The sequence below is a fragment of the Nocardia sp. NPDC058244 genome (assembly GCF_042882065.1).
GTDB lineage: Bacteria > Actinomycetota > Actinomycetes > Mycobacteriales > Mycobacteriaceae > Nocardia.
The window spans coordinates 484,357-506,321 of sequence record NZ_JBHVWX010000001.1 but is presented as its reverse complement, the minus strand read 5'-3'; the positions used below and the strand labels follow the sequence as shown (position 1 = coordinate 506,321).

The following is a 21,965-nucleotide window of genomic DNA, read 5'->3' as shown; positions in this document are numbered from 1 at the left end:
CGACCGACAGGAGCCCCGATGACCGAGACCGCGCCGACCCCCGAACAGTTCTGGGAGGACTTCTACCGCGAGCGGGACCAGATCTGGACCGGCAACGCCAACAAGACCCTGGTCAGCGAGGCCACCGAGCTGACGCCGGGCACCGCGCTCGACCTCGGGTGCGGCGAGGGCGGCGACGCGATCTGGCTGGCCCGGCAGGGCTGGCAGGTCACCGCGGTCGACGTCTCCGCGACGGCGCTGGAGCGGGGCGCGCGGCACGCGGCCGACGCGGGCGTGCGCGTCACCTGGGAACGCCACGACCTGCAGACGAGCTTCCCGGCGGGCACCTTCGACCTGGTCTCCGCGCAGTTCCTGCACTCGCCGGTGGAACGCCCCGACGAGCGCGCGACCATCCTGCGCCGGGCCGCGGCCGCCGTCGCACCGGGTGGCTCGCTGGTGATCGGCAGCCACGCGCACTGGCCGACCTGGGTCACCACCCCGCCGCACGACGTGTCCTTCCCGACCATCGAGCAGATGCTCGCCCAGCTCGACCTCGGCCCCGAGTGGCACGTGGCGACCGCGGGCCTGATCACCAGTCCGTCGAAGAGCCCCGACGGGGTCGAGGGTGAGCGCGCCGACAGCGTACTGCGCGTGCGGCGCGGCTAGCCGGCGGCCGCCTTGGGCAGCGCGTCGCCACCGCTTCGGCGGGACAGCAGATAGAGCACCCACATGACGATCGGCAGCAGGATGTCGGTCCACAGCGGGACGCCGATGTTGTACGGCTTCGTGTTGTCCTCGGCGATCCAGAAGTAGATGTGCCCGGCCGCGTCGCCCCAGTACTGAATGGTCAGGACGACGATCGTGCACAGCCAGAAGTGGCCGCGGAACCAGTAGGCCATGATGCCGACCACGCCGATGGCCAGATCACCCATCGCGTTCTCCCATTGGAAGCCACCGTCGCCCCGGGTGTAGCCGATCTGCTCGGCGACATTCGCGCCGTCGAAGATGTGCGCGGCGGCGCCGAGCACCGAGGCGACGCCGACGACGGCCACCAGCCACCAGACCAGGTGGATATCGACCGCGCGGCGGCCGGGCTGACGCCGGCTCTGGACGAACGCGCCGACGAGGGCGACCAGCACCGCGATGATGGTAGGCATCGCAACGCCTCCGACTCGGTAGTCGAGCACTGTTCCAGCAGGTAGTCGAGCATTTCCAGTGTAGCGGCCCGGATCCCCAGGAACCTCCCAGCTCTGTCCCAGCTCGGTGGCAGCGCCGCCGTCGAGGGTAGGTGCCATGACCCAGACCGAGGCCGAGCCACAGCCCACGCAGAGCCGCCGCGCGCCGGTGCTCGACGTGGTGATTCCCGTCTACAACGAAGAAACCGACCTGGGCGTGTGCGTGCGCAGGCTGCACGCCTACCTGCGGGACGGGTTCCCGTTCACCGCCCGGATCACGATCGCCGACAACGCCAGCACCGACGCCACCCTCGAGGTCGCGCGGCTGCTGGCCGCCGAGCTCGACGGCGTCGGGGTGCTGCACCTGGACGCCAAGGGCCGCGGCCGGGCGCTGCGGGCGGCGTGGGCGGGGTCGGACGCGACGGTGGTCGCGTACATGGACGTCGACCTGTCGACCGATCTGAACGCGCTGCTGCCGCTGGTCGCGCCGCTGGTGTCCGGCCATTCCGACCTCGCGATCGGCACCCGGCTCGACGCATCCTCGCGGGTGGTGCGCGGACCCAAGCGCGAGATCATCTCCCGCTGCTACAACCTGCTGCTGAAGACCACCCTGCGCGCACACTTCTCCGACGCGCAGTGCGGTTTCAAGGCCGTGCGCACCGATGTCGCCCGTGAGCTGCTGCCGCTGGTGCGCGACGGGGAGTGGTTCTTCGACACCGAGCTGCTGGTCCTGGCCGAGCGTGCCGGCCTGCGCATCCACGAGGTGCCCGTCGACTGGATCGACGATCCGGACAGCCGGGTCGACATCGTCGACACCGCCCGCAAGGACCTGCGCGGCATCTGGCGGCTGACCAGGGCACTGGCCACCGGCGCGCTGCCGCTGGACGAGCTGCGCGCCGCCGTCGGCCGCGAACCGCTGGTGGCGGGGGTGCCGCTCGGGATGGTCGGGCAGCTGGTGCGGTTCGCGATCGTCGGCGTCCTGTCCACGCTCGCCTACGTGGTGCTGTATCTGCTGCTGCAACCCTTCTTCGGCGGGCAGGGCGCGAACCTGGTGGCGCTGCTGGTGACCGCGGTCGGCAATACCGCCGCCAACCGGGCCTTCACCTTCGGTGTGCGGGGACGTGGTGACGCGATGACGCACCAGTTCCAGGGCCTGGCCATCTTCGCGTTCGGCCTGGCGATCACCAGCGGTTCGCTGTTCGCGCTGCACCGCTGGGCACCGGCGGCGCCCGTCGCGGTGGAGCTCGGCGTCCTGATCGCCGCCAACCTCCTCGCGACGCTCACCCGATTCGTCGGACTGCGCTGGGTGTTTCGGAACGCGACCGAAGAGGCCGTCACCGCCGAGCCGGTGCGGCGCGTCTCCGTGGAGGCGAACCGATGAGCACTACGCCGTCCCCCGTCGGCCGAGGCCACTCGTCCCCGCAGGCGATCACCGAGCCGATCACGCGCATCGGTGATGTCGGGTCCGACCGCGCGGCGATCACCGCCGATCGGGCGGATTCGGAACCCGGCACTTCGGAGGTTTCCCGATGACCGCCACGATCGCGTCACCGCCGACGGCGAGCACCGTGCCCGACCCCGCGCCTCGACCCCGCTGGGAACTCCCGGCCTTGGCGGTTCTGCTGCTCGGCACCACCGCCGCCTATCTCATCAATCTCAGCGCCAACGGCTGGGCCAACGACTTCTATGCCGCTGCGGTGCAAGCGGGTTCGCAGTCGTGGGAGGCGTTCTTCTTCGGCTCCTCCGACGCCGCCAACTCGATCACCGTGGACAAGCCACCCGCCTCGCTGTGGGTGATGGAACTGTCGGTGCGGCTGTTCGGGCTCAACAGCTGGAGCATGCTCGTGCCGCAGGTGCTGCTCGGCGTCGCGACGGTCGCGGTGCTGTGGGCGACGGTGCGCCGATCCTTCGGCCCCGCGGCGGGTCTGATCGCGGGCACGGTGCTCGCGGTGACACCCGTCGCGGTGCTGATGTTCCGGTTCAACAACCCCGACGCCCTGCTGGTCCTGCTGATGACCGCGGCGGCCTGGGCGATGACCCGCGCCGTCGCCGACGGGCGCTGGCGGTGGCTGCTGCTCACCGGCGGCCTGATCGGCTTCGGCTTCCTGGCCAAGCAATTGCAGGTGCTGCTCGTCGTGCCCGCGCTGGCGCTGACCTACCTGTTCGCGGGCCCGCCGCGGCTGGGCAAGCGGATCGCGCAGCTCTTCGCCGCGGGCGCCGCGATGGTGGCCGCCGCGGGCTGGTGGCTGCTGACGGTGGAGCTGTGGCCCGCCGACCAGCGACCGTGGATCGGTGGGTCGCACGAGAATTCGATCATCGAACTGACCCTCGGCTACAACGGGCTCGGCCGGTTGAACGGCAACGAGCGCGGCAGCGTCGGCCCCGGCGGTGAACTGCCACCGGGCGGCAACGGCATGTGGGGCAGCACCGGGATCACCCGGCTGTTCGAGCCGGCGCAGGGCGGTCAGATCGCCTGGCTGATCCCGGCCGCGCTGGTCGCCCTGGTCGCCGGGCTCGTCCTGTGCGGGCGGGCGCCACGCACCGACCGGCGCCGGGCCGCGCTGATCCTGTGGGGCGGTTGGCTGCTCGTCACCGGCCTGGTGTTCAGCTACATGGCGGGCATCTTCCACCAGTACTACACGGTGGCCCTCGCACCCGCCGTCGCCGCGCTGGTCGGCATCGGCGCCGCGCAGCTGTGGGGTGCGCGCGACCGGCTGTGGATCCGCCTGACCTGCGCCCTCGCCATCGGTCTCACCACCGCCACCGCGTGGGTGCTGTTGTCGCGCAGCGCTTCCTTCCAGCCGTGGCTGCGCTGGACCATCCTGGCCCTCGGAGTCCTCGCGACCATCGCGGCGGCCTTCCCCCTGGCCCGCAGGCAAGCCCTGATCGCCGCCATCGCCGCCACCTTCGTCGGCCTCGCCGGGCCCGTCGCGTACTCCATCGACACCCTCGCCACCGCGCACTCGGGCGCGATCCCGTCGGCCGGGCCGAATGCCGGTGGGATGCACGGGTTCGGGGGTCGTGGTGGACCGGGTATGCGGCCCGGGGGCGATGGACGGATGGGCGTGATGCCGGGGACCGACGGTGCGAATTCGTCAGGTGGTGGCGCCGCGCAGGGTGGTCAGCTGCCGGGCGGCGCGAACACTCAGGGCGGCTTGCCGCCGGGCGGCGCCAACACTCAGGGCGGTCTGCCGCCGGGCGGCGCCAACGCACAAGGCGGTCTGCCCTCGGGCGGCGCGAATACGGAGGGCGGCGGTATGCCGTCGGCTGGAGCTCCGGGTGGCGGTACGCAGTCGGACGGTGGTGCGGCCCAGCAGGGTGGTCCCGGTGACCAGATGATGGGTGGGCCCGGTGGGCTGCTCGGTGGCTCGCGCCCGAGCGAGCGGATCGTCAGCCTGCTCGAGCACAACGGCGAGAATTACACCTGGGTCGCGGCGACAGTGGGTTCCAACAGCGCCGCCGGATACCAGCTGGCCACCGAACTGCCCGTGATGCCGATCGGCGGCTTCAACGGCAGCGACCCGTCCCCCACCCTCGACCAGTTCACAACCTATGTGGCCGAAGGCAAGATCCACTACTTCGTGGCGGGCGGCCGGGGCGGTCCCGGCGGAAACAGCGAGTCGACCAGTTCGGCCATCACGGCCTGGGTGACCGCGAACTACACCGCGACCACCGTGGACGGCGTGACGCTGTACGACCTCACCCAACCGAAGTCGTAATCGCCCGGTCCCGAACATCCACAACCGCACCAACACTCGAGGCCGGCCCGGCCGGATCACACAGATCCGCTGGCCCCGGCCTCGGTGGCGACTCGACCTCTCGCGTTTCGGCCGACCGGACGCCCGCGGGTTCCGGCTCGTCACCGTCCGGACGGCACGCTCGCCGCGACCCATTCGGCGAAGGTCGGGCCCGTCAGGGTGGCGTGGGAGGAGGGCAGGAGGGTGCCGTTCTCGAACTGTTCGCGGTCGGGGTTGGTGTTGTCGGAGACCTCGATGACCTGGCGGGCGTCGCCGCGGGCGGCGAACAGGGTGGTGGCGGCGGCCGCCATCGTGTCCGGCTGGGGACCGGCGATCTCGGGGAACGGGATGTCTTCGGCCGGAATCGGATTCGTCGCGAGGTCGACCAGCGCCTCGGCCACCGTGCGGGCGGCGACCAGCTGGGTGCGCATCGCGGGCAGGTAGGCGACCGCACCCTGGGTGCCCCACTGCGCCATCACCTCGACGAGTTCGTGGAACTGCGCGGCGCGCAGGATCTGCACGGGCACAGCGCCCTTCAGCAGTTCCTGCTCGTGGGCGAGCTTGGCGGCGTTGTACCCGGCGAGGGAGCCGTCGATGCCGATGATGGAGACCACGACGAGCCGCTCGACCCCGGCGCGCTCGCCCGCGGCGTGCAGGTTGCGGGCGGAGGCGGTGAAGAACTCGGTCGCTACCTGCTGGTCGGCCGACGGGGTGCTGGACGCGTCGATCACGAGATCGACGCCGGTCAGCGCCGCGTCGAGCCCGGCGCCGGTCTCGATGTCGACGCCGTTCGCGCGGGAGAACGCGACCACCTCGTGGCCGCGCTCGGTCAGCACGTCCACCACGTGCTTGCCCAGCCTGCCGGTCGCCCCCGCCACCGCGATCTTCTTCTGCTCACCCATGATCCGCTCCTTCTTCGCTTCTTTCGCGTTCACAGAGACGACGAAGCGGGGGCGGGGAGTGTGACATCGGGTCAGGACGTGCCGAGACTCCCGCGCGGCGCGATCCAGCGATGGTTCAAGTCGACGACAGCGGCGACCGTCTCGAAGTCGGCGTCGTAGTGGAAGAGCACGAGCCGGTGCTCCACCGCCAGTACCGACGCGAGCAGGTCATGGATTCCGACGGCCCGATGACGACCGGACCGGGCGAGTTCACGCTGGATCGCGAAGGCGCTCTGCCAGTGTTCGTCATTGGTGTGCAGGTACTCGAACAGTGCGCGCCGGTCTGCTCTCACCTGCTCGTACTCGACCGGCGTGCGTGCGCTGTAGAGCACCTCGGCATCGATGGGCGCGCAGGTCGCGACGACACCCGCCTCGATCAGCGGAACGAGTTGGGCGGCGACTTCCGGGTGGCGCATCCGCGCCAGCGCGCTGGTATCGACGAGGTAGCGCGCCGTTATCGCCATACTTCGTCGCGCCGATCCTTGTCGGCCATCTCTTCCATTCCGCCGCTGATCAACCATTCGACATGGCGTGCGCGGGCAGCCGCCACCGTCGCCGAACGAAGCGCCGCCCGGACCGTATCGGAGACGCCCGAGGTCCCGAGCGCGTCCTGCGCGGACTCGAGTAGCTCGTCGTCGATCTCGATCAGCCGCTTGGTCATGCCACAATCCCTCGTTATATATTCCCCCATGCGAGGAATATATACTCGCCGCTGACCAGCGTCAATGGCGAAATCTTGCGGCTCAGCGTGGCGGGTTCAGCGCCGAGTGCAAGGTCACCGCCCACTGGTCGACGATCAATTTCCGGCGCGCCGAATCGTCGGTGAGGACATCGGCCAGCCCGAGCCCACGAGCCAGGTCGAGGGTCGCCTGGACCAGGTGATGGTTGACCGGATCGGAGTCGTCGACACCGAGCGCTTCGACCGCACGCCGATGCGCGATCCGGCCGAACCTGGCCTCGAGCGGGACGATGCGTTCGCGCAGCGCCGGGTCGGCGGCGGCGTGCGTCCATACCTGCAGGGCCGCCTTGAACAGCGGCGAGGTGTAGGACTCGACCAGCCCGGAGACGACGGCGCGGGTGCGGCCGACCCCCTCGGCGACCTCGCTGATGGCGGCGGCCTCGGCGGCCGACTGATCCATCCTGGTGTCGAACATGTACTCGAGCGCGCCGGTGATCAGGTCTTCCCTGGTCGGAAAATGATGCTGCGCGGCGCCCCGCGACACCCCGGCCCGTTCGGCGACCACCGACACGGTGGCGGCTGCCCAGCCGGTCTCGGCCAGGCAGTCGATGGTCGCCTCGAGCAGCCGCTGCCGGGTGGCCCGGCTGCGGTCCTGCTTGGGTTCGTGGGGTGTCGCCATCGGACTATTGTGCCCAGCTGGGCGGGCGCTTCTGGAAGAAGGCGGTCATGCCCTCGATCACCTCGGGGGTGCCGAAGAAACCGGCCGAGCGCTGCGCGAGTTCCTCTGCCTCGGCGTCGAAGCGCGCGAGCAGGGTCGAATTGACCAGCTTCTTGGACTCGGCCAGCCCCTGCGGCGAACCCTTGCGCAGCTCGCCACACAGGCGCTTCACCTCGGCGGCGGCATCGGCGGCCGCGATGGTGACCAGGCCGACTTCCCGCGCGGTCGCGGCGTCGAACTTCTCGCCGGTCAGGAAGTAGCGGCCCGCCGAGCGCTGGTCCATCCGCGGCACCAGCGTGAGCGAGATCATGAACGGCGCCATGCCGATGCGCACTTCGGTGAGGGCGAAACTGCTGCCGGGCCCGGCGACGACGAGATCGCAGGCGCCGATGATGCCCATGCCACCGGCCCGGACATTGCCCTCGATCTGGGCGACGACCGGTTTGGGCGAGGCGAGGATCCCGCGCAGCACGTCGATCATCACGCGGGTGCGCTGATCGGCCGCGGTCGCCGGATCGGCGGTGCTCGCCTCCTTCAGGTCGGCGCCCGCGCAGAACGTGTCGCCGGTGTGCGCCAGCACGATGCCGCGGACGGCGGGATCGGTGTTCGCCGCGTCCAGCCCGGCCAGCAGCTCGCGCACCAGCTTGGACGAGAGCGCGTTGCGGTTGTGCGGGGAATCGAAGGTCAGCGTGGCGAACCCGTCGACGACCTCGTAGCGGACGAACGGTGTTTCCGTCGCGTCACTCATCGGGACTCCTGTTCATCCGGGAGGAACGGCGGCCGCCCACCCGGGCGGCCGCCGGAGGGCCTAGTACGAGCGTGGGAGACCGAGCGAGTGCTGGGCCACGAAGTTCAGGATCATCTCCCGGCTGACCGGCGCGATGCGCGAGATGCGCGCGGCCTGCAGCATGGCCGCGAGCCCGACCTCGCGGGTCAGACCCGAACCGCCGTGGGTCTGGATCGCCTGGTCGAGCGCCTTGATGCTGGCTTCCGCGGCCGCGTACTTGGCCATATTGGCCGCCTCGGCGGCGCCGAACTCATCACCGGCGTCGTAGAGTACCGCAGCCTTCTGCATCATCAGCTTGGCCAGTTCCAGCTCGATCTTGACCTGGGCCAGCGGATGCGAAATGCCCTGGTGCGCACCGATCGCCGACTTCCAGACCGTGCGCTCCTTGGCATATTCCACCGCCCGGTCGATGGCGTAGCGGCCGAGGCCGACCGCCATGGCCGCGCCCATGATGCGCTCGGGATTCAGGCCGGCGAACAGCTGGGCGATGGCGGCGTCCTCGGACCCGACGAGGGCGTCGGCGGGCAGGCGCACGTCGTCGAAGAACAGCGTGAACTGGTTGTCCGGCTCCACGATGTCCATCTCCTGGACGTTCTTCACCAGGCCGGGCGCGTCGACCGGCACGATGAACAGCGCGGGCTTGAGCTTGCCGGTCTTGTGGTCCTCGGTGCGCGAGACCACCAGGATGGCCTCGGCCTGATCGACACCGGAGATGAAGATCTTGCGCCCGTTGAGGATCCAGTCGCCGCCGTCGCGACGGGCGGTGGTGGTGATCTGGTGCGAGTTGGAGCCGGCGTCGGGCTCGGTGATCGCGAAGACCATCTTCGACGAGCCGTCGGCCAGCTTGGTCAGCCAGGTCTGCTTCTGCGCGTCGGTGCCGTACTTGGTGATGATGGTGCCGCAGATCGCCGGGGAGACGACCATCAGCAGCAGCCCGGCACCCTGCGCCGCCAGTTCCTCCTGGACCAGCGCCAGCTCGTACATGCCCGCGCCACCGCCGCCGTACTCCTCGGGCAGGTTCACGCCGAGGAAGCCGAGCTTGCCCGCCTCGTCCCACAGCTCGGTGAGCGGCTCGTTCTTGCGCGAGAGCGGCAGCACGTAGTCGCGGTAGTTGTACTTCGACGCCAGCGCGGCGACCGCCGCGCGCAGCGCCTTCTGCTCTTCGGTTTCGTGGAAGCTCATGCCTGCTCCTGCTCTTCTTCCTCGACGACGGCGAGGACGGTTCCGACCTCGACCTGCTGGCCGACGGTCACGTTGAGTGCACTGAGGACGCCGGTGGCCGGCGCGACGATCGTGTGCTCCATCTTCATGGCCTCCAGCCACAGGATGGGCTGCCCCTGGGTGACCTGGTCGCCCTCGGCGGCGCCGAGGCGGATCACACTGCCGGGCATGGGCGCGAGCAGCGAGCCCGCCGCGACCTGCTCCGACGGGTCGGTGAAACGGGGCAGCCTGCGCGCGGCGACCGGGCCGAGCGGCGAGTCGACCGCGACGAGGTCGCCGTAGCGGGCGATCTCGAACTGGCGGCGTACCGGACCGCGCTCGCCCGGCACCGCCAGCACCACGCGCTCGGGCGTCACCGAGATCAGCGCGAGGCCGTCGTGGCCGTCGACCTCGATGTCACCTGCCCTGGTGAACCGGTACCGCACCTCGTGCGTGCCGCTGGTGCGACTCTCGTAGGACTTGCGCTGCGGCTGCGAGGCCAGGTTGCGCCAGCCGCTCGGAGCGAGCTTGGCGAACCGGTTCGTGGTGTGCGCCAGCGCCGCGTCGGCGAGGGCGGCGGCCACGATCGACAGCGCTTCGTCGGCGTCCGACACCAGCGGCGCGGACAGCGCGGCCAGGTCGTGGGTCGCGAAGAACGCGGTGTCGGTGTCACCGGCCAGGAACGCGGGATGCCGCAGCACCCGCACGAGCAGGTCGCGGTTGGTCACCAGGCCGTGGATCTTGGCCCGCTGCAACGCGGTGGCCAGCAGATGCGCCGCCTCGGCCCGGGTCTCGGCGTAGGAGATGACCTTGGCCAGCATCGGGTCGTAGTGCACGCCGACGACCGAACCGTCGACGACGCCGGTGTCGAGCCGCACGCCCGCCTGCTCGAGGACGGTGAACTCGCCTGCGGTGAACGGGATCTCGATCTTGTGCACCGGGCCGCTCTGCGGCTGCCAGTCGTGCGCGGGGTCCTCGGCGTAGAGCCGGACCTCGATCGAGTGACCGCGCTGGGCGGGCTGGGTCGCGGGCAGCGGCAGGCCCGAGGCCACCTGCAACTGCAGGCGGACCAGGTCGAGGCCGGTGGTCTGCTCGGTGACCGGATGTTCCACCTGGAGACGGGTGTTCATCTCCAGGAAGAAGAAATCGCCCTTCTCGTCGGCGAGGAACTCGACGGTGCCCGCGCCCTCGTAGCCGATCGCCTCGGCCGCCAGCCGGGCCGCCTCGAACAGCCGATCGCGCATGCCGTCGATCTTCTCGACCAGCGGCGAGGGCGCCTCCTCGACGACCTTCTGGTGCCGTCGCTGGATCGAGCACTCGCGCTCGCCCACCGCCCAGGTCGTGCCGAAAGTATCGGACATGACCTGGACTTCGATGTGGCGGCCGGTCTCGAGGTAGCGCTCGCAGAACACGGTCGGATCGCCGAAGGCCGACTCGGCCTCGCGCCGCGCGGCGGCGATCTGATCGTTCAGCTCGCCCAGCTCGCGCACCACGCGCATACCGCGACCACCACCACCGGCGGACGCCTTGATCAGCACCGGCAGGTGCGCCTCGGTGACCTCGGCGGGATCGAGCTCGGCGAGGACGGGGACACCGGCGGCGTCCATCATCTTCTTCGACTCGACCTTGGAGCCCATCTGCTCGATCGCCGCGACCGGCGGACCGATCCACACCAGGCCCGCGTCCAGCACCGAGCGCGCGAATTCGGCGTTCTCGGAGAGGAATCCGTAGCCGGGGTGGATGGCGTCGGCCCCGGCCGAGAGCGCGGCCTCGATGATCAGCTCGCCGCGCAGGTAGGTCTCGGCGGGGGTGTTGCCGGGCAGCCGGATGGCCGCGTCGGCCTCGGCCACGTGCGGGGCCGCGGCGTCGGCGTCGGAGTAGACCGCGGTGGTGCCGATCCCCATCCGGCGGCAGGTGGCGAACACCCGGCGCGCGATCTCACCACGGTTGGCAACCAGAACGTTCGTGATAGCCATGCTGTCGCGCCTCACATTCGGAAGACGCCGAAGCCCTCGGCGCCCTGGATCGGGGCTGTGTGAATGGCCGACAGGGCCATCCCCAGCACGGTGCGGGTGTCGCGGGGGTCGATGATGCCGTCGTCGAAGAGCCTGCCCGACAGGAACATCGGCATCGCCTCGGCCTCGATCTGCGCCTCGACCATGGCGGCCAGCCCGGCGGCGGCCTCCTCGTCGAACGGCAGGCCCTTGGCCTCGGCCGCGCCGCGCTGCACGATGGTGAGCACGCCGCCCAGCTGCGCGCCGCCCATCACCGCCGACTTCGCGCTCGGCCAGGCGAACAGGAAGCGCGGGTTGAACGCGCGCCCGCACATGCCGTAGTGACCGGCGCCGTAGGACGCGCCGACCAGCAGCGAGATGTGCGGCACCGTCGAGTTGGCGACCGCGTTGATCATCATCGCGCCGTGCTTGATGATGCCGCCGTGCTCGTAGTCCTTGCCGACCATGTAGCCGGTGGTGTTGTGCAGGAACAGCAGTGGCGTGTTCTTCTTGTTCGCCAGCTGGATGAACTGGGTGGCCTTCTGCGATTCCTCGGAGAACAGCACGCCGCGCGCGTTGGCCAGGATGCCGATCGGATAGCCGTTGATCTCGGCCCAGCCGGTGACCAGGCTGGAACCGTAGAGCGGCTTGAACTCGTCGAAGTCCGAACCGTCGACGACGCGGGCGATCACCTCACGCGGATCGAACGGGATCTTCAGATCCGAGGGCACGATGCCGAGCAGTTCCTCGGGATCGTAGAGCGGCGAGATGACCTCGGCGCGCGGCTCGGGGCCCTGCTTCTTCCAGTTCAGCCTGCGCACGATGTTGCGGCCGATCCGGATCGCGTCCTGCTCGTCGGCGGCCATGTAGTCGGCCAGACCCGAGGTGCGGGCGTGCATCTCGGCGCCACCGAGGGTCTCGTCGTCGGAGTCCTCGCCGGTGGCCATCTTCACCAGCGGCGGCCCGGCCAGGAAGACCTTCGCACCCTCTTTGACCATCACCACGTAGTCGGACATGCCGGGGATGTAGGCGCCACCGGCGGTCGAGTTGCCGAACACCAGCGAGATGGTGGGAATGCCCGCGGCGGAGGCCTGGGTGAGGTCGCGGAACATCGCGCCACCCGGGATGAAGACCTCTTTCTGCGTCGGCAGATCCGCGCCGCCGGACTCGACCAGCGAGATCACCGGCAGGCGGTTCTGCTTGACGATCTCGTTGATGCGCAAGGTCTTACGCAGCGTCCACGGGTTCGAGGTGCCACCGCGCACGGTCGGATCGGGCGCGACGATCATGCACTCGACGCCCTCGACGATGCCGATCCCGGCGATCGTGGACGCGCCGACGTGGAAGTCGCTGCCCCAGGCCGCGAGCGGGCACAGTTCGAGGAACGGCGAGTCCTCGTCGAGCAGCAGCTCGATCCGCTCACGGGCGGTGAGCTTGCCGCGCTTGTGGTGCCGGGCCACCTTGTCGGGGCCACCACCGGCGATCGCCTTGGCGAACTCGGCCTCGACCTCGGTGAGCTTGGTGGCCATCGCCTCGGCGGCGGCGGTGTACTCCGGCGACGCGGTGTCGACGGCGGAACGGAAGGTCGTCACGACTGGTACCCCAATACTTTCGACGCCAGCATGGTCAGGATCTCGTTGGTGCCACCGCCGATGCCGATGATGCGCACATCGCGGTAGATGCGCTCCACCTCGGACTCGCGCATGTAGCCCATGCCGCCGTGCAGCTGGACCGCCTGGTTGGCGACCCATTCCGCGGCCTCGACGGCATTGTTCTTGGCGAAGCAGACCTGGGCGATCTGGTTCGTGTCCCCGGCGACGAAGCGCTCGACCAGGGCCCGGGTGTAGGTGCGCGACACGTCGACCCGCTGGGCCATCTCGGTCAGCGTCATCTGCACCTTCTGGCGGCTGATCAGCGGGCGGCCGAAGGTCTCCCGGTCCCGGCACCACTGCACCGTGAGGTCGAGGGCGCGCTGGGCCAGCGAGTACGCCTGCACCGCGAGGCCGACCCGCTCGCTGACGAACGCGTTGGCGATTTGCGCGAAGCCGGTGTTCTCGCCGCCGACCAGGTTCGCCGCGGGCACCCGCACGTCGACGTAGGACAGCTCGGCGGTGTCCGAGCACAGCCAGCCCATCTTCTCCAGCTTGCGGCTGACGGTGAAGCCGGGCGTCTCGGTGGGCACGATGATCAGCGAAACGCCCGCCGCGCCCGCGCCGCCGGTGCGGACCGCGGTGACGACGAAGTCGGCCCGCGTGCCCGAGGTGATGTAGGTCTTGGCGCCGTTGATGATGAAGTCGTCGCCGTCGCGCACCGCCGTCGTGGTCAGGTGGCCGACGTCGGAGCCACCGCCGGGTTCGGTGATGGCCAGCGAGCCGATCAGATCGCCGCGCAGCGTCGGCACGGCCCACTTCTCGATCTGCTCCCGGTTGCCGGAAGCGATGATGTGCGGCAACGCGATTCCACAGGTGAACAGCGAGGCCCACAGCCCGCCGGAGGCACCGGCGAGATGGATCTCCTCGCCGACGATCATCGAGTCGATGATGCTGCCGCCCTCGCCACCCGCCGATTCCGGGTGCTCGATGCCGAGCAGTCCGAGTTCACCGGCCTTCTTGTGCAGTTCGCGGGGCAGTGCGCCGTCGCGTTCCCAGGTGTCGAGGTCGGGCAGGATCTCCCGCTCGACGAAACCGCGCACCGTGGCGCGCAGTTCCCTACGTTCCGGTGTGTCCCAAACAGATGTCATGCGAACAGCTCCGTCGGCATATCGATGTGGCGGGAGCGCAGCCATTCGCCGAGCCCCTTGGCCTGCGGGTCGAACCGTGCCTGGTAGGCGACGCCCTTGCCGAGCAGACCGGAAATGATGAAGTTGACGGCCCGCAGGTTCGGCAGCACGTGCCGGGTGACGGTCAGCTCGGCCGTCTCGGGCAGCAGTTCCTGGAGCTTGCCGACCGTGAGCGTGTGCACCAGCCAGCGCCACTGCTCGTCGGTGCGGACCCAGACGCCGATATTGGCGTCGCCGCCCTTGTCGCCGCTGCGGGCCAGGGCGATGGTGCCGAGCGGGACGCGAGCGGTCTCCGACGGCGGCAGGTCGGCGGGCAGCTCGGGCTCGGCGACCGGTTCCAGCACCGCGGTTTCCGCGGCGGGCTCGATGGCGACGCGGGTGCCGTCGGCCAGCACCGCGGTGTGCGGCACCTCGTGTGCGTCGACGAAGCCCGGCGTGAAGACGCCGTAGGGCGAGCCGTTGCCCGGCAGGGTGGTGAAGGTCGCGCCCGGGTAGCTGGCCAGCGCCAACTCCACGGCGACATTGGAGAATCCGCGGCCGACCTTGTTCGGGTCGGGGTCGCGCACCACGCAGCGCAGCAGCGCGCTGGCCTGCTCCTCGGTGTCGGCGTCCGGACGGTCGAGCCGGGCCAGGGTCCAGGTCAGCTCGGCGGGCTTGGCGGGCAGCCAGGCTTCCAGCTGTCGTTGCGCCAGCGCGGCCTTGGCCTCGATCTCCAGGCCGGTGAGGATGAACTCCATCTCGTTGCGGAACCCGCCGAGGGTGTTCAGCGAGACCTTGAGCTGCGGCGGCGGGGCCTCACCGGTGACGCCGCTGATCAGCACCCGGTCCTTGCCGTCCTGGCTCAGCTCGATGCTGTCGAGGCGGGTGGTGACGTCGGGGCCCGCGTAGCGCACGCTCTGGATCTCGTACATGAGCTGGGCTTCGACGGTATCGACGGTGACCGCGCCGCCGGTGCCGTCGTGCTTGGTGATGACGCTGGAACCGTCGCGGCGGATCTCGGCGATCGGGAAGCCCGGGCGGCCGATATCGCCGAGTTCGGTGAAGAAGGCGAAGTTGCCGCCGGTGGCCTGGGTGCTGCACTCGATCACGTGCCCGGCGACCACCGCGCCGGCGAGGGCGTCGTAGTCGGTGCGGCCCCAGCCGAAGTGGGCCGCGGCGGGGCCGACGATGACCGAGGCGTCGGTCACCCGGCCGGTCACGACGATGTCGGCGCCGGAGTTCAGGCATTCGACGATGCCCCACGCGCCGAGGTAGGCATTGGCGGTCAGCGGCTGCCCGAGACCGAGGTCGGCGGCGCGGCCGATCAGGTCGTCGCCCTCGACGTGCGCGATCTTGGCGTCCAGGCCCAGGTCGGCGGCGACCTTGCGCAGCCGCTCGGCCAGCCCGGCCGGGTTGAGGCCGCCCGCGTTGGTGACGATCTGGACGTTCTTCTCGAGCGCGAGGGCCAGGCAGTCCTCGATCTGCTTCACGAACGTCTTGGCGTAGCCGAGGCTGGGGTCCTTCATGCGGTCGCGGCCCAGGATGAGCATGGTGAGCTCGGCGAGGTAGTCGCCGGTCAGCACGTCGAGGTCGCCGCCCTCCAGCATCTCGCGCATCGCGCTGAGCCGGTCGCCGTAGAACCCGGAGCAGTTTCCGATCCGGATCAGGTCCGGGTCCGCCGAGAGTGCACTCATGAACCCCAGGATCACATCGGTTCAGAAAAAAAGCAAGCATGCGTGCTTGTTAATTGCGGGCAATCCACCAGGCAAGATGGAAGCCATGTCATCGGTCCTCCTCTTCGCCCTGGCCGGCTTCCTGCTCGGCGGCGCCTACACGACCTGGAAGAACAACCGCGCGATGTCGATCGCCCTGATCGCCGCCGCCGTCCTCGCCGCCATCGGCGCAGCCCTCTGGCTGCAATAGCGTCACCAAGCATTTCGAAAGCGGCGGGCAAGCCCACCGCGATTAGCTTTCGCCGTCCTGTTGTCCGGCCGATCGGCCGCCTCGCGTCGGGGGAAGCATCCATGTTCGATTGGTACGTCGGTCTGCTCGCGTTCAGTGGTATCGCGATGATCGTGATGGCGAACGTCAAGGGCGGGCAGAGTGAGTTCGCGCAGGTCCTCAACGCCGTGTTCGGTATCGGGTTCCTCGGCTACGCGGGCTACCTGGCGTTCGTCTTCGACGGCGGCAGCTACCTGATCTTCTTCCAGGCGTTCATCCTGCCGGTGCTGCTGCTGATCAATTTCGTGAAGTCGACGAACTGGACGGTGCTGACCACCAGGCCGACGCCCACCCAGCAGGCCTGGCGCGCGTACCAGCGCGAACAGCAGCGTGGCTGAGCTCAGCTCGGGGCGGTGAGTTTGAAGATGCGGACGTCTTCGGGGACGCCGTTGAGGGGGGCCGCCCAGAAGTTGCGTTTGTAGGGCTTGACGGTGGCGCCCAGTTCGTCGAGGGTTTCCGGGCGCAGGGCGGCGAGGGTGGTGCTGGACAGCATCGTGTTGCCGTTGCCGCCTGCCTCCATCATGCGGGCGGCGATGTTGACGTCGACGCCGAGCCAGTCGCCGCCGATCTCGCGGGGGGAACCGGTGTGCAGGCCGACCCGCATGCGGGGCTTGTAGCCCTCCACCTCGACCGCGGCCAGATTGCGGCGGGCGGCGACGGCGGCGCGGACCGCGCGATCGGGGGACGAGAAGACCGCCATCAGGCCGTCGCCCATGCGCTTGACCACCTGACCGCCCCGCTCGGCGATCGGCGGCTCGATGGCCTTGGCTACCTTGCGCAGCAGTTCCAGGGTGCGCTCGTCGCCCGCGGACAGCGACCAGCTGGAGAACGCGACCAGGTCGGTGAACACGATGGTCACCTCCTCGGTACCGCGACCGCGGCCGATCCGCTCGAGCGCGGCCTGCCACACCTGGAGCGCGCCGAAACCGATCTCCCTGGCCGCGCTGGGAGTGCCACCCACGATCTTGTCCGCGGCACGGGCGACCGCGCGGGCGCCACCGGGACCGGAGACCGAGAGCGGATCGCCGAACGCCGGGTCACCGGGGAGCTGCTGACGAGCCTTGCGCACCGCACCGATCACATCGGCACGCCGATTGGCCGCCTGCAATTTCGAGGAGAACTGGACGCGCCGCCGACCGGACCGGGCATCGTCGGCGTCCGACGTCTCGGACCGCGCATTTTCGGTGGGCTCCAACGGGATAACCACCTCCGCGGCAGCGTCACGCCGCCGCGGATCAACCCCGCCAGAAGGCGTTTCACTCACGCCCAGATCGTACCTGTTCCGCCCCGCTGCTCTTCCAGACGAAAAGAAGCCCTCGGCGTCCGGGCAGCGGACGCCGAGGGCGGTCCCGGGCATCTGCGAGGGCAGCCCGGGACGTCTGTCAGGCGTCTCGGCGGTTGATCATCACCAAGGCACCGGCGAACACGATCGCCACGAACACAGCGAAGTAGATCAGACTGCCCCACACGCCCCAGTGCCAGTTGCCCGAAACGTCCTCGACGGTCAGGAATCGGTTGGCGTTCTGGAACGGCAGGAACGGCTTGACGGTACGGCCGAAGCTGCCGAACGCGCCGAGCAGACCCTCCAGCAGCAGCGACCACAGCACGATCAACGAGATCGCGGCGGCGGACTGGCGCACCAGCACGCCGACGCCGATGGCGAGCACCACGCACAGGAAGGCGTAGATCGGGATGCCATAGATGGCGCGCCAGTTGCCGTCGAGCACCAGTTCCGGCGCGTCGTCACCGACGAACAGCTTGGCGACCACGAAGGCGGCCAGCGCGAGTACGCCGGTCAGCACCGCCGCATATACGCCGACCAGGCCCGCCTTGGACAGCACCACCTTCGAGCGGTTCGGCACCGCCAGGAAGCTGGCGCGGATGACGCCGAAGCGGTATTCACTGGTGACCGTCAGCGCGGCCATGATCATCAGCACCATCACGCCGAAGCCGGAGACACCGGAGACCACCACGCTCGGGGTGAGCAGCGTCGGCACGTCCCCCGGCTGGGTGTTCTCGGCCTTGGTGACCAGGGCGATCAGCACGGCGAGGCCGATGCCGAGGAGCACGACGATCGCCGAGCACCACCAGGGCGACCGGGTCGAGGTGAGCTTGATTCGTTCCGCAGCGAGCACGCCCATCAGAGCGCACCTCCCATCACCTGGTCGAGGCCGGCGCCGTGGTACTCCACGGCGCCGCCGGTCATCCGCATGAACGCCTCCTCGAGCGACGCCTGCTGCGGCGCCAGCTCGTAGAGCGTGACGTTGTTGGTGCCCGCCACCTTGCCGACCTCGTCGCTGGTCACCCCGGCGACGATCAGCGCGGCGTCGCCCTCTTCCCGCACGGTCATGCCGTGCGAGGTGAGCAGGCTGCGCAGCTGATCCAGCTGCGGGCTGCGGACCCGGACCGACTGCTCGGAAGCGCGGTCGATGAAGTCCTTGGTGGTGGTGTCGGCGATGAGCTGACCACGGCCGATGACGATCAGGTGCTCGGCAGTCTGGGCCATCTCCGAGAGCAGGTGGCTCGACACCAGCACGGTGCGGCCCTCGGCGGCCAGGCGCTGCATGAAGCGGCGGATCCAGAGGATGCCCTCGGGGTCGAGACCGTTGACCGGCTCGTCGAACAGCAGCACCTTGGGATCGCCGAGCAGCGCGCCCGCCAGGCCGAGCCGCTGGGACATGCCCAGCGAGAAGCCGCCGGCGTTCTTGCCGGCCACCTCGGACAGGCCGACCAGCCGCAGCACTTCCTCGACCCTGGACTTGGGGAGGTCGTTGGAGGCGGCCAGCCACTCCAGGTGCGCGCGCGCCGATCGGTTCGGATGCACCCACTTGGCATCCAGCAGCGCGCCGACCTGGGTCAGCGGACGCTCCAGATCCTCGTAGCGCTTGCCGTCGATCAGCGCGGTGCCCGAGGTCGGCCGGTCCAGGCCGAGGATCATCCGCATGGTCGTCGATTTACCGGCACCGTTGGGTCCGAGGAACCCCGTCACCTGTCCGGGATGGACGGTGAACGAGAGGTCCTGCACCGCGACGGTCTGGCCGAATTGCTTCGTCAGGCCCTTCAGCTCGATCATGCGCCCCAGCTTGCCGCACGAAGATGGCGAGCGCGTCGCCGTGAGGTCGCGAGTCGGGTCATCCTCGAGGATGACCCGACCCCGAGACGGGGACTACCGGGCTGGGGAGGAAGCCTGAGCCCAGAAGCGCTTGGGGATGCGGCCCGCCTCGCGGGCCAGGTAGCCGGCGCGGACGGCGGCGGCCATGGCCGAGGCCATCAGTTCCGGGTCGCGTGCCCTGGTGACGGCGGTCGCCAGGAGGACGGCCGAGCAGCCCAGTTCCATGGCGAGGGCGGCGTCGCTGGCGGTGCCGATGCCCGCGTCGAGGATGACCGGCACGCCCGCGGCGGCCACGATCATCTCGATATTGTGCGGGTTGCCGATGCCGAGGCCGGTGCCGATGGGGGCGCCGAGGGGCATCACCGCGGCGCAGCCCGCGTCCTCGAGCCTGCGGGCGAGCACCGGGTCGTCGTTGGTGTAGGGCAGGACGACGAAACCGGCGTCGACCAGCTGTTCGGCGGCGTCGAGCAGCTCGAACGGGTCGGGCAGCAGGGTGCGCTCGTCGGCGACGACCTCGAGCTTGACCCAGTTCGTCTCCAGCGCCTCGCGCGCCAGCTGCGCGGTGAGCACGGCCTCGGCGGCGGTGCGGCAGCCCGCGGTATTGGGCAGCAGGGTGATGCCGAGGCGCTGGAGCAGGTCGAGCACGCCGGTGCCGCCCGCCGCGTCGACCCGGCGCATGGCGACGGTGGTGAGCTCGGTGCCGGAGGCGATCAGGGCCTCCTCGAGGACGGCCAGGTTCTCGGCGCCGCCGGTGCCCATGATCAGGCGCGAGCCGAACTCCTTGTCCGCGATCCGCAGCGGCGCGGGCTCAGCCACCCTGCACCGCCGTCAGCACCTCGATGGTCCAGCCACGGCCGACCGGCTCGTCCCAGCGCGACTTCGGGTACACCGCGCCGTCGACCGCGAGGGCAACGCCCTGACACGGCAGTTCGAGCCTGGTCAGCAATTCGCGGATGCTGAGCGGCTCGGCGAACTCGTGGTCGACACCGTTGACGGTGACGCCGATCGGGATGGTCGAGGTCATCGAACTCCTCCTGGGGACAGCCGCAGCGCCGGAAAGCGTTGCGGTGATGCGATCTCCGCGATGGCGGACGACTCGGCGTCGAGCAGTCCGGGGACGAGGGTCGCGGTGAGCGCGAGGGTGAGCATGCCGTTGCGGCCGTGGCCGGTGGCGGCGACGACCCGGTCGTCGAGCGCGCCGAGCAGCGGCAGGTTGTCGGGGGTGCCCGGCCGGGAGCCCGCGTTCGCCTCGGCCAGTTCGTATTCCGCGATGCCGGGCAGGATCGCCTCGGCGTCGGCGATCAGATCGCGGACCCCGCCGACGGTCACCGCGGTGTCGAACCCGGCCTCGTATTGGGTCGCCCCGACGACGATCCCGTCCGCGCGCGGCACCAGGTAGACCTGCCTGCCGTGCACCCTGGCCCGGATCACCCGGCTCGGCGCCGGTTGCACGCCCGGCCGGTGCCGCAGGCGCAGGATCTCACCCTTGACCGGGCGCACCGGCAGCCCGGGCCACAGCTCGGCGGAGTGCGCGCCCGCCGCGAGCACGACCCGATCGTGCGGCAGGTCGGCGAGCGCGGTGACGGCTTCGGCCCGGATCCGCACCCCGGCGCCCGCGCAGGCGGCGCGCAGGGCGGTCAGCACCCGGCGATTGTCGACGGCGGGTTCGGTGGTGGCCAGCAGCCCGGCGCGCACGGTGCGGGCCAGCGCCGGTTCGAGCGCCCGCACCCCGGCCCGGTCGAGAACGCGCAGGTCGTGACCGAATCCGGCGAGCCAGTCGGCGACGGTGCGCAGGTCGGCGGCGTCGGCGCCGTCGAGGGCGACGGTGAGCGTCTCGTCGGCGACGAACACCGACTCACCGGTGATCGCACGCAGCCGCTCGGCGAAGGCGGGCCAGGCGGCCAGCGCGGCGGCGCCGAAGGCCAGCACCCGGTCCTCCCCCGGCCAGCCCTCCGACAGCGGCGCGAGCATGCCGCCCGCCACGAACGACGCGCCGGAGCCGGGCGCCGGATCGAAGACGGTGACGGTCCAGCCCGCCTCGGCGGCCTGCCATGCGACAGCGAGTCCGACGGCGCCGCCGCCAACGACCGCCAGAGTCCGCATCACGTTCCACCTGTCTTTTTCCGCCTACCGAACGCCTCGGCGTTCGCGTCTCCACGGTAGCGCGACTACCGTCGACACTGTGCAGCCCTCCCATCCGAATCGTTCCGTCCCGCCCAGGGAGCGCCTGTCGAACGCGCTGCTGTATCTGTGCACCGACGCGCGCCGGGAGAAGGGCGATCTGGCCCGTTTCGTCGATGCCGCGCTAGCCGGTGGCGTCGACATCGTCCAGCTCCGCGACAAGGGGTCGCCCGGTGAGGCCGAGTTCGGCCCGCTGGAGGCCAAGGCCGAGCTCGGCGCGCTCGCCGAGATCAAGGCCGCGACCCGCAGGCACGGCGCGCTGCTCGCGGTGAACGACCGCGCCGATATCGCGCTGGCCGCCGGCGCCGACGTCCTGCATCTCGGACAGGGCGATCTCCCGCCCGCCTACGCCCGCCGCATCCTCGGCCCCGATGTCGTCATCGGCCGGTCGAGCCACAGTCGCGCCCAGGCGGGCCTGGCGGCGATCGACGGCCATCTCGACTACTTCTGCACCGGCCCGATCTGGACGACCCCGACCAAGCCGGGCCGCCAGGCGGCGGGCATCGACCTGGTGCGCTCCACCGCCGACGGGCACCCGACGATGCCGTGGTTCGCGATCGGCGGCATCGACACCGAACGCCTGCCCGAGGTGCTCGCCGCCGGTGCGCGCCGGATCGTCGTGGTTCGCGCGATCACCGCGGCCGCCGATCCCGAAGCCGCGGCGCGCGAGCTCAAGCAGGCGCTGGTCGCCGCGGCGGGATAA

23 protein-coding genes are annotated in these 21,965 nt (G+C 70.3%); 6 read left to right on the top strand and 17 right to left on the bottom strand.

Going from position 1 to position 21,965, the window contains the following annotated elements; genetic code table 11:
• Positions 1–18: 18 nt before the first annotated feature.
• The gene (locus tag ACFVW6_RS02380; protein WP_378824108.1) at positions 19–645 is read left to right on the top strand and encodes a class I SAM-dependent methyltransferase; all 627 of its coding nucleotides are present in this window, start codon (positions 19–21) and stop codon (positions 643–645) included.
• Here ACFVW6_RS02380 and ACFVW6_RS02375 read toward each other — a convergent pair.
• Positions 642–1,136 (bottom strand): DUF6790 family protein, encoded by a 495-nt coding sequence (locus ACFVW6_RS02375; RefSeq protein WP_378824109.1) that lies wholly within the window; start codon positions 1,134–1,136, stop codon positions 642–644. The genes ACFVW6_RS02380 and ACFVW6_RS02375 overlap by 4 nt on opposite strands.
• A 136-nt stretch (positions 1,137–1,272) precedes the next feature.
• Here ACFVW6_RS02375 and ACFVW6_RS02370 point away from each other — a divergent pair, with 136 nt between their 5' ends.
• Both ACFVW6_RS02370 and ACFVW6_RS02365 read left to right on the top strand, forming a co-directional pair.
• Positions 1,273–2,535 carry a glycosyltransferase gene (locus ACFVW6_RS02370; protein WP_378824110.1) on the top strand — a complete coding sequence of 421 codons (1,263 nt, stop codon included), beginning with the start codon at positions 1,273–1,275 and terminating at the stop codon, positions 2,533–2,535.
• A 148-nt stretch (positions 2,536–2,683) separates the two neighbouring features.
• On the top strand, positions 2,684–4,873 hold the full coding sequence (locus tag ACFVW6_RS02365; RefSeq protein ID WP_378824111.1) for a glycosyltransferase family 39 protein: 2,190 nt from the start codon (positions 2,684–2,686) through the stop codon (positions 4,871–4,873).
• A 140-nt stretch (positions 4,874–5,013) separates the two neighbouring features.
• On the opposite strand, the gene ACFVW6_RS02360 is transcribed toward ACFVW6_RS02365, so the two are convergent.
• The 10 genes from ACFVW6_RS02360 to ACFVW6_RS02315 all read right to left on the bottom strand — a co-directional run bounded on the left by ACFVW6_RS02360 (position 5,014) and on the right by ACFVW6_RS02315 (position 15,662).
• On the bottom strand, positions 5,014–5,793 hold the full coding sequence (locus tag ACFVW6_RS02360; protein WP_378824112.1) for an SDR family oxidoreductase: 780 nt from the start codon (positions 5,791–5,793) through the stop codon (positions 5,014–5,016).
• Positions 5,794–5,864: 71 nt separating this feature from the next.
• Positions 5,865–6,296 (bottom strand): PIN domain-containing protein, encoded by a 432-nt coding sequence (locus ACFVW6_RS02355; protein ID WP_355274487.1) that lies wholly within the window; start codon positions 6,294–6,296, stop codon positions 5,865–5,867.
• Positions 6,287–6,493 (bottom strand): DUF2191 domain-containing protein, encoded by a 207-nt coding sequence (locus ACFVW6_RS02350; protein WP_378824113.1) that lies wholly within the window; start codon positions 6,491–6,493, stop codon positions 6,287–6,289. The genes ACFVW6_RS02355 and ACFVW6_RS02350 overlap by 10 nt, the downstream gene beginning before the upstream one ends.
• 82 nt (positions 6,494–6,575) lie before the next feature.
• A complete protein-coding gene (locus tag ACFVW6_RS02345) occupies positions 6,576–7,190 on the bottom strand; it encodes a TetR/AcrR family transcriptional regulator (protein ID WP_355274491.1) in 615 nt (204 codons plus the stop codon).
• A 4-nt stretch (positions 7,191–7,194) separates the two neighbouring features.
• Positions 7,195–7,977, bottom strand: a complete 783-nt coding sequence (locus tag ACFVW6_RS02340; protein WP_378824114.1) for an enoyl-CoA hydratase family protein — start codon at positions 7,975–7,977, stop codon at positions 7,195–7,197.
• A gap of 60 nt (positions 7,978–8,037) precedes the next feature.
• Entirely contained in the window at positions 8,038–9,198 is a 1,161-nt protein-coding gene (locus ACFVW6_RS02335; RefSeq protein ID WP_357342295.1) for an acyl-CoA dehydrogenase family protein, read from the bottom strand.
• Positions 9,195–11,192, bottom strand: a complete 1,998-nt coding sequence (locus ACFVW6_RS02330; RefSeq protein ID WP_378824115.1) for a biotin carboxylase N-terminal domain-containing protein — start codon at positions 11,190–11,192, stop codon at positions 9,195–9,197. The genes ACFVW6_RS02335 and ACFVW6_RS02330 overlap by 4 nt, the downstream gene beginning before the upstream one ends.
• An 11-nt stretch (positions 11,193–11,203) precedes the next feature.
• Entirely contained in the window at positions 11,204–12,802 is a 1,599-nt protein-coding gene (locus ACFVW6_RS02325; RefSeq protein ID WP_355274500.1) for a carboxyl transferase domain-containing protein, read from the bottom strand.
• Positions 12,799–13,950 (bottom strand): acyl-CoA dehydrogenase family protein, encoded by a 1,152-nt coding sequence (locus ACFVW6_RS02320; RefSeq protein ID WP_378824116.1) that lies wholly within the window; start codon positions 13,948–13,950, stop codon positions 12,799–12,801. Before ACFVW6_RS02320 ends, ACFVW6_RS02325 begins: the two co-directional genes overlap by 4 nt.
• Positions 13,947–15,662 (bottom strand): acyclic terpene utilization AtuA family protein, encoded by a 1,716-nt coding sequence (locus ACFVW6_RS02315; protein WP_378824117.1) that lies wholly within the window; start codon positions 15,660–15,662, stop codon positions 13,947–13,949. The genes ACFVW6_RS02320 and ACFVW6_RS02315 overlap by 4 nt, the downstream gene beginning before the upstream one ends.
• An 85-nt stretch (positions 15,663–15,747) precedes the next feature.
• Here ACFVW6_RS02315 and ACFVW6_RS02310 point away from each other — a divergent pair, with 85 nt between their 5' ends.
• Together ACFVW6_RS02310 and ACFVW6_RS02305 are read left to right on the top strand one after the other, a co-directional pair.
• Entirely contained in the window at positions 15,748–15,891 is a 144-nt protein-coding gene (locus ACFVW6_RS02310; protein ID WP_355274678.1) for a hypothetical protein, read from the top strand.
• Between the two features lie 101 nt (positions 15,892–15,992).
• Positions 15,993–16,307 (top strand): hypothetical protein, encoded by a 315-nt coding sequence (locus ACFVW6_RS02305; protein ID WP_378824119.1) that lies wholly within the window; start codon positions 15,993–15,995, stop codon positions 16,305–16,307.
• 2 nt (positions 16,308–16,309) lie between these two features.
• On the opposite strand, the gene ACFVW6_RS02300 is transcribed toward ACFVW6_RS02305, so the two are convergent.
• The 6 genes from ACFVW6_RS02300 to thiO all read right to left on the bottom strand — a co-directional run bounded on the left by ACFVW6_RS02300 (position 16,310) and on the right by thiO (position 21,184).
• Positions 16,310–17,077 (bottom strand): adenylate/guanylate cyclase domain-containing protein, encoded by a 768-nt coding sequence (locus ACFVW6_RS02300; protein WP_365011233.1) that lies wholly within the window; start codon positions 17,075–17,077, stop codon positions 16,310–16,312.
• A 274-nt stretch (positions 17,078–17,351) separates the two neighbouring features.
• The gene (locus ACFVW6_RS02295) at positions 17,352–18,110 is read right to left on the bottom strand and encodes an ABC transporter permease (RefSeq protein ID WP_378824120.1); all 759 of its coding nucleotides are present in this window, start codon (positions 18,108–18,110) and stop codon (positions 17,352–17,354) included.
• A complete protein-coding gene (locus ACFVW6_RS02290) occupies positions 18,110–19,042 on the bottom strand; it encodes an ABC transporter ATP-binding protein (RefSeq protein ID WP_355274513.1) in 933 nt (310 codons plus the stop codon). The genes ACFVW6_RS02295 and ACFVW6_RS02290 overlap by 1 nt, the downstream gene beginning before the upstream one ends.
• A gap of 93 nt (positions 19,043–19,135) precedes the next feature.
• Positions 19,136–19,897, bottom strand: a complete 762-nt coding sequence (locus ACFVW6_RS02285; RefSeq protein ID WP_355274516.1) for a thiazole synthase — start codon at positions 19,895–19,897, stop codon at positions 19,136–19,138.
• Positions 19,890–20,105, bottom strand: a complete 216-nt coding sequence (thiS, locus tag ACFVW6_RS02280; protein ID WP_378824121.1) for a sulfur carrier protein ThiS — start codon at positions 20,103–20,105, stop codon at positions 19,890–19,892. Before thiS ends, ACFVW6_RS02285 begins: the two co-directional genes overlap by 8 nt.
• Positions 20,102–21,184: a glycine oxidase ThiO gene (thiO, locus tag ACFVW6_RS02275; protein ID WP_378824122.1), complete on the bottom strand. Its 1,083-nt coding sequence runs from the start codon at positions 21,182–21,184 to the stop codon at positions 20,102–20,104. Before thiO ends, thiS begins: the two co-directional genes overlap by 4 nt.
• Positions 21,185–21,263: 79 nt before the next feature.
• Here thiO and thiE point away from each other — a divergent pair, with 79 nt between their 5' ends.
• Positions 21,264–21,965: a thiamine phosphate synthase gene (gene thiE, locus ACFVW6_RS02270; RefSeq protein WP_357342285.1), complete on the top strand. Its 702-nt coding sequence runs from the start codon at positions 21,264–21,266 to the stop codon at positions 21,963–21,965.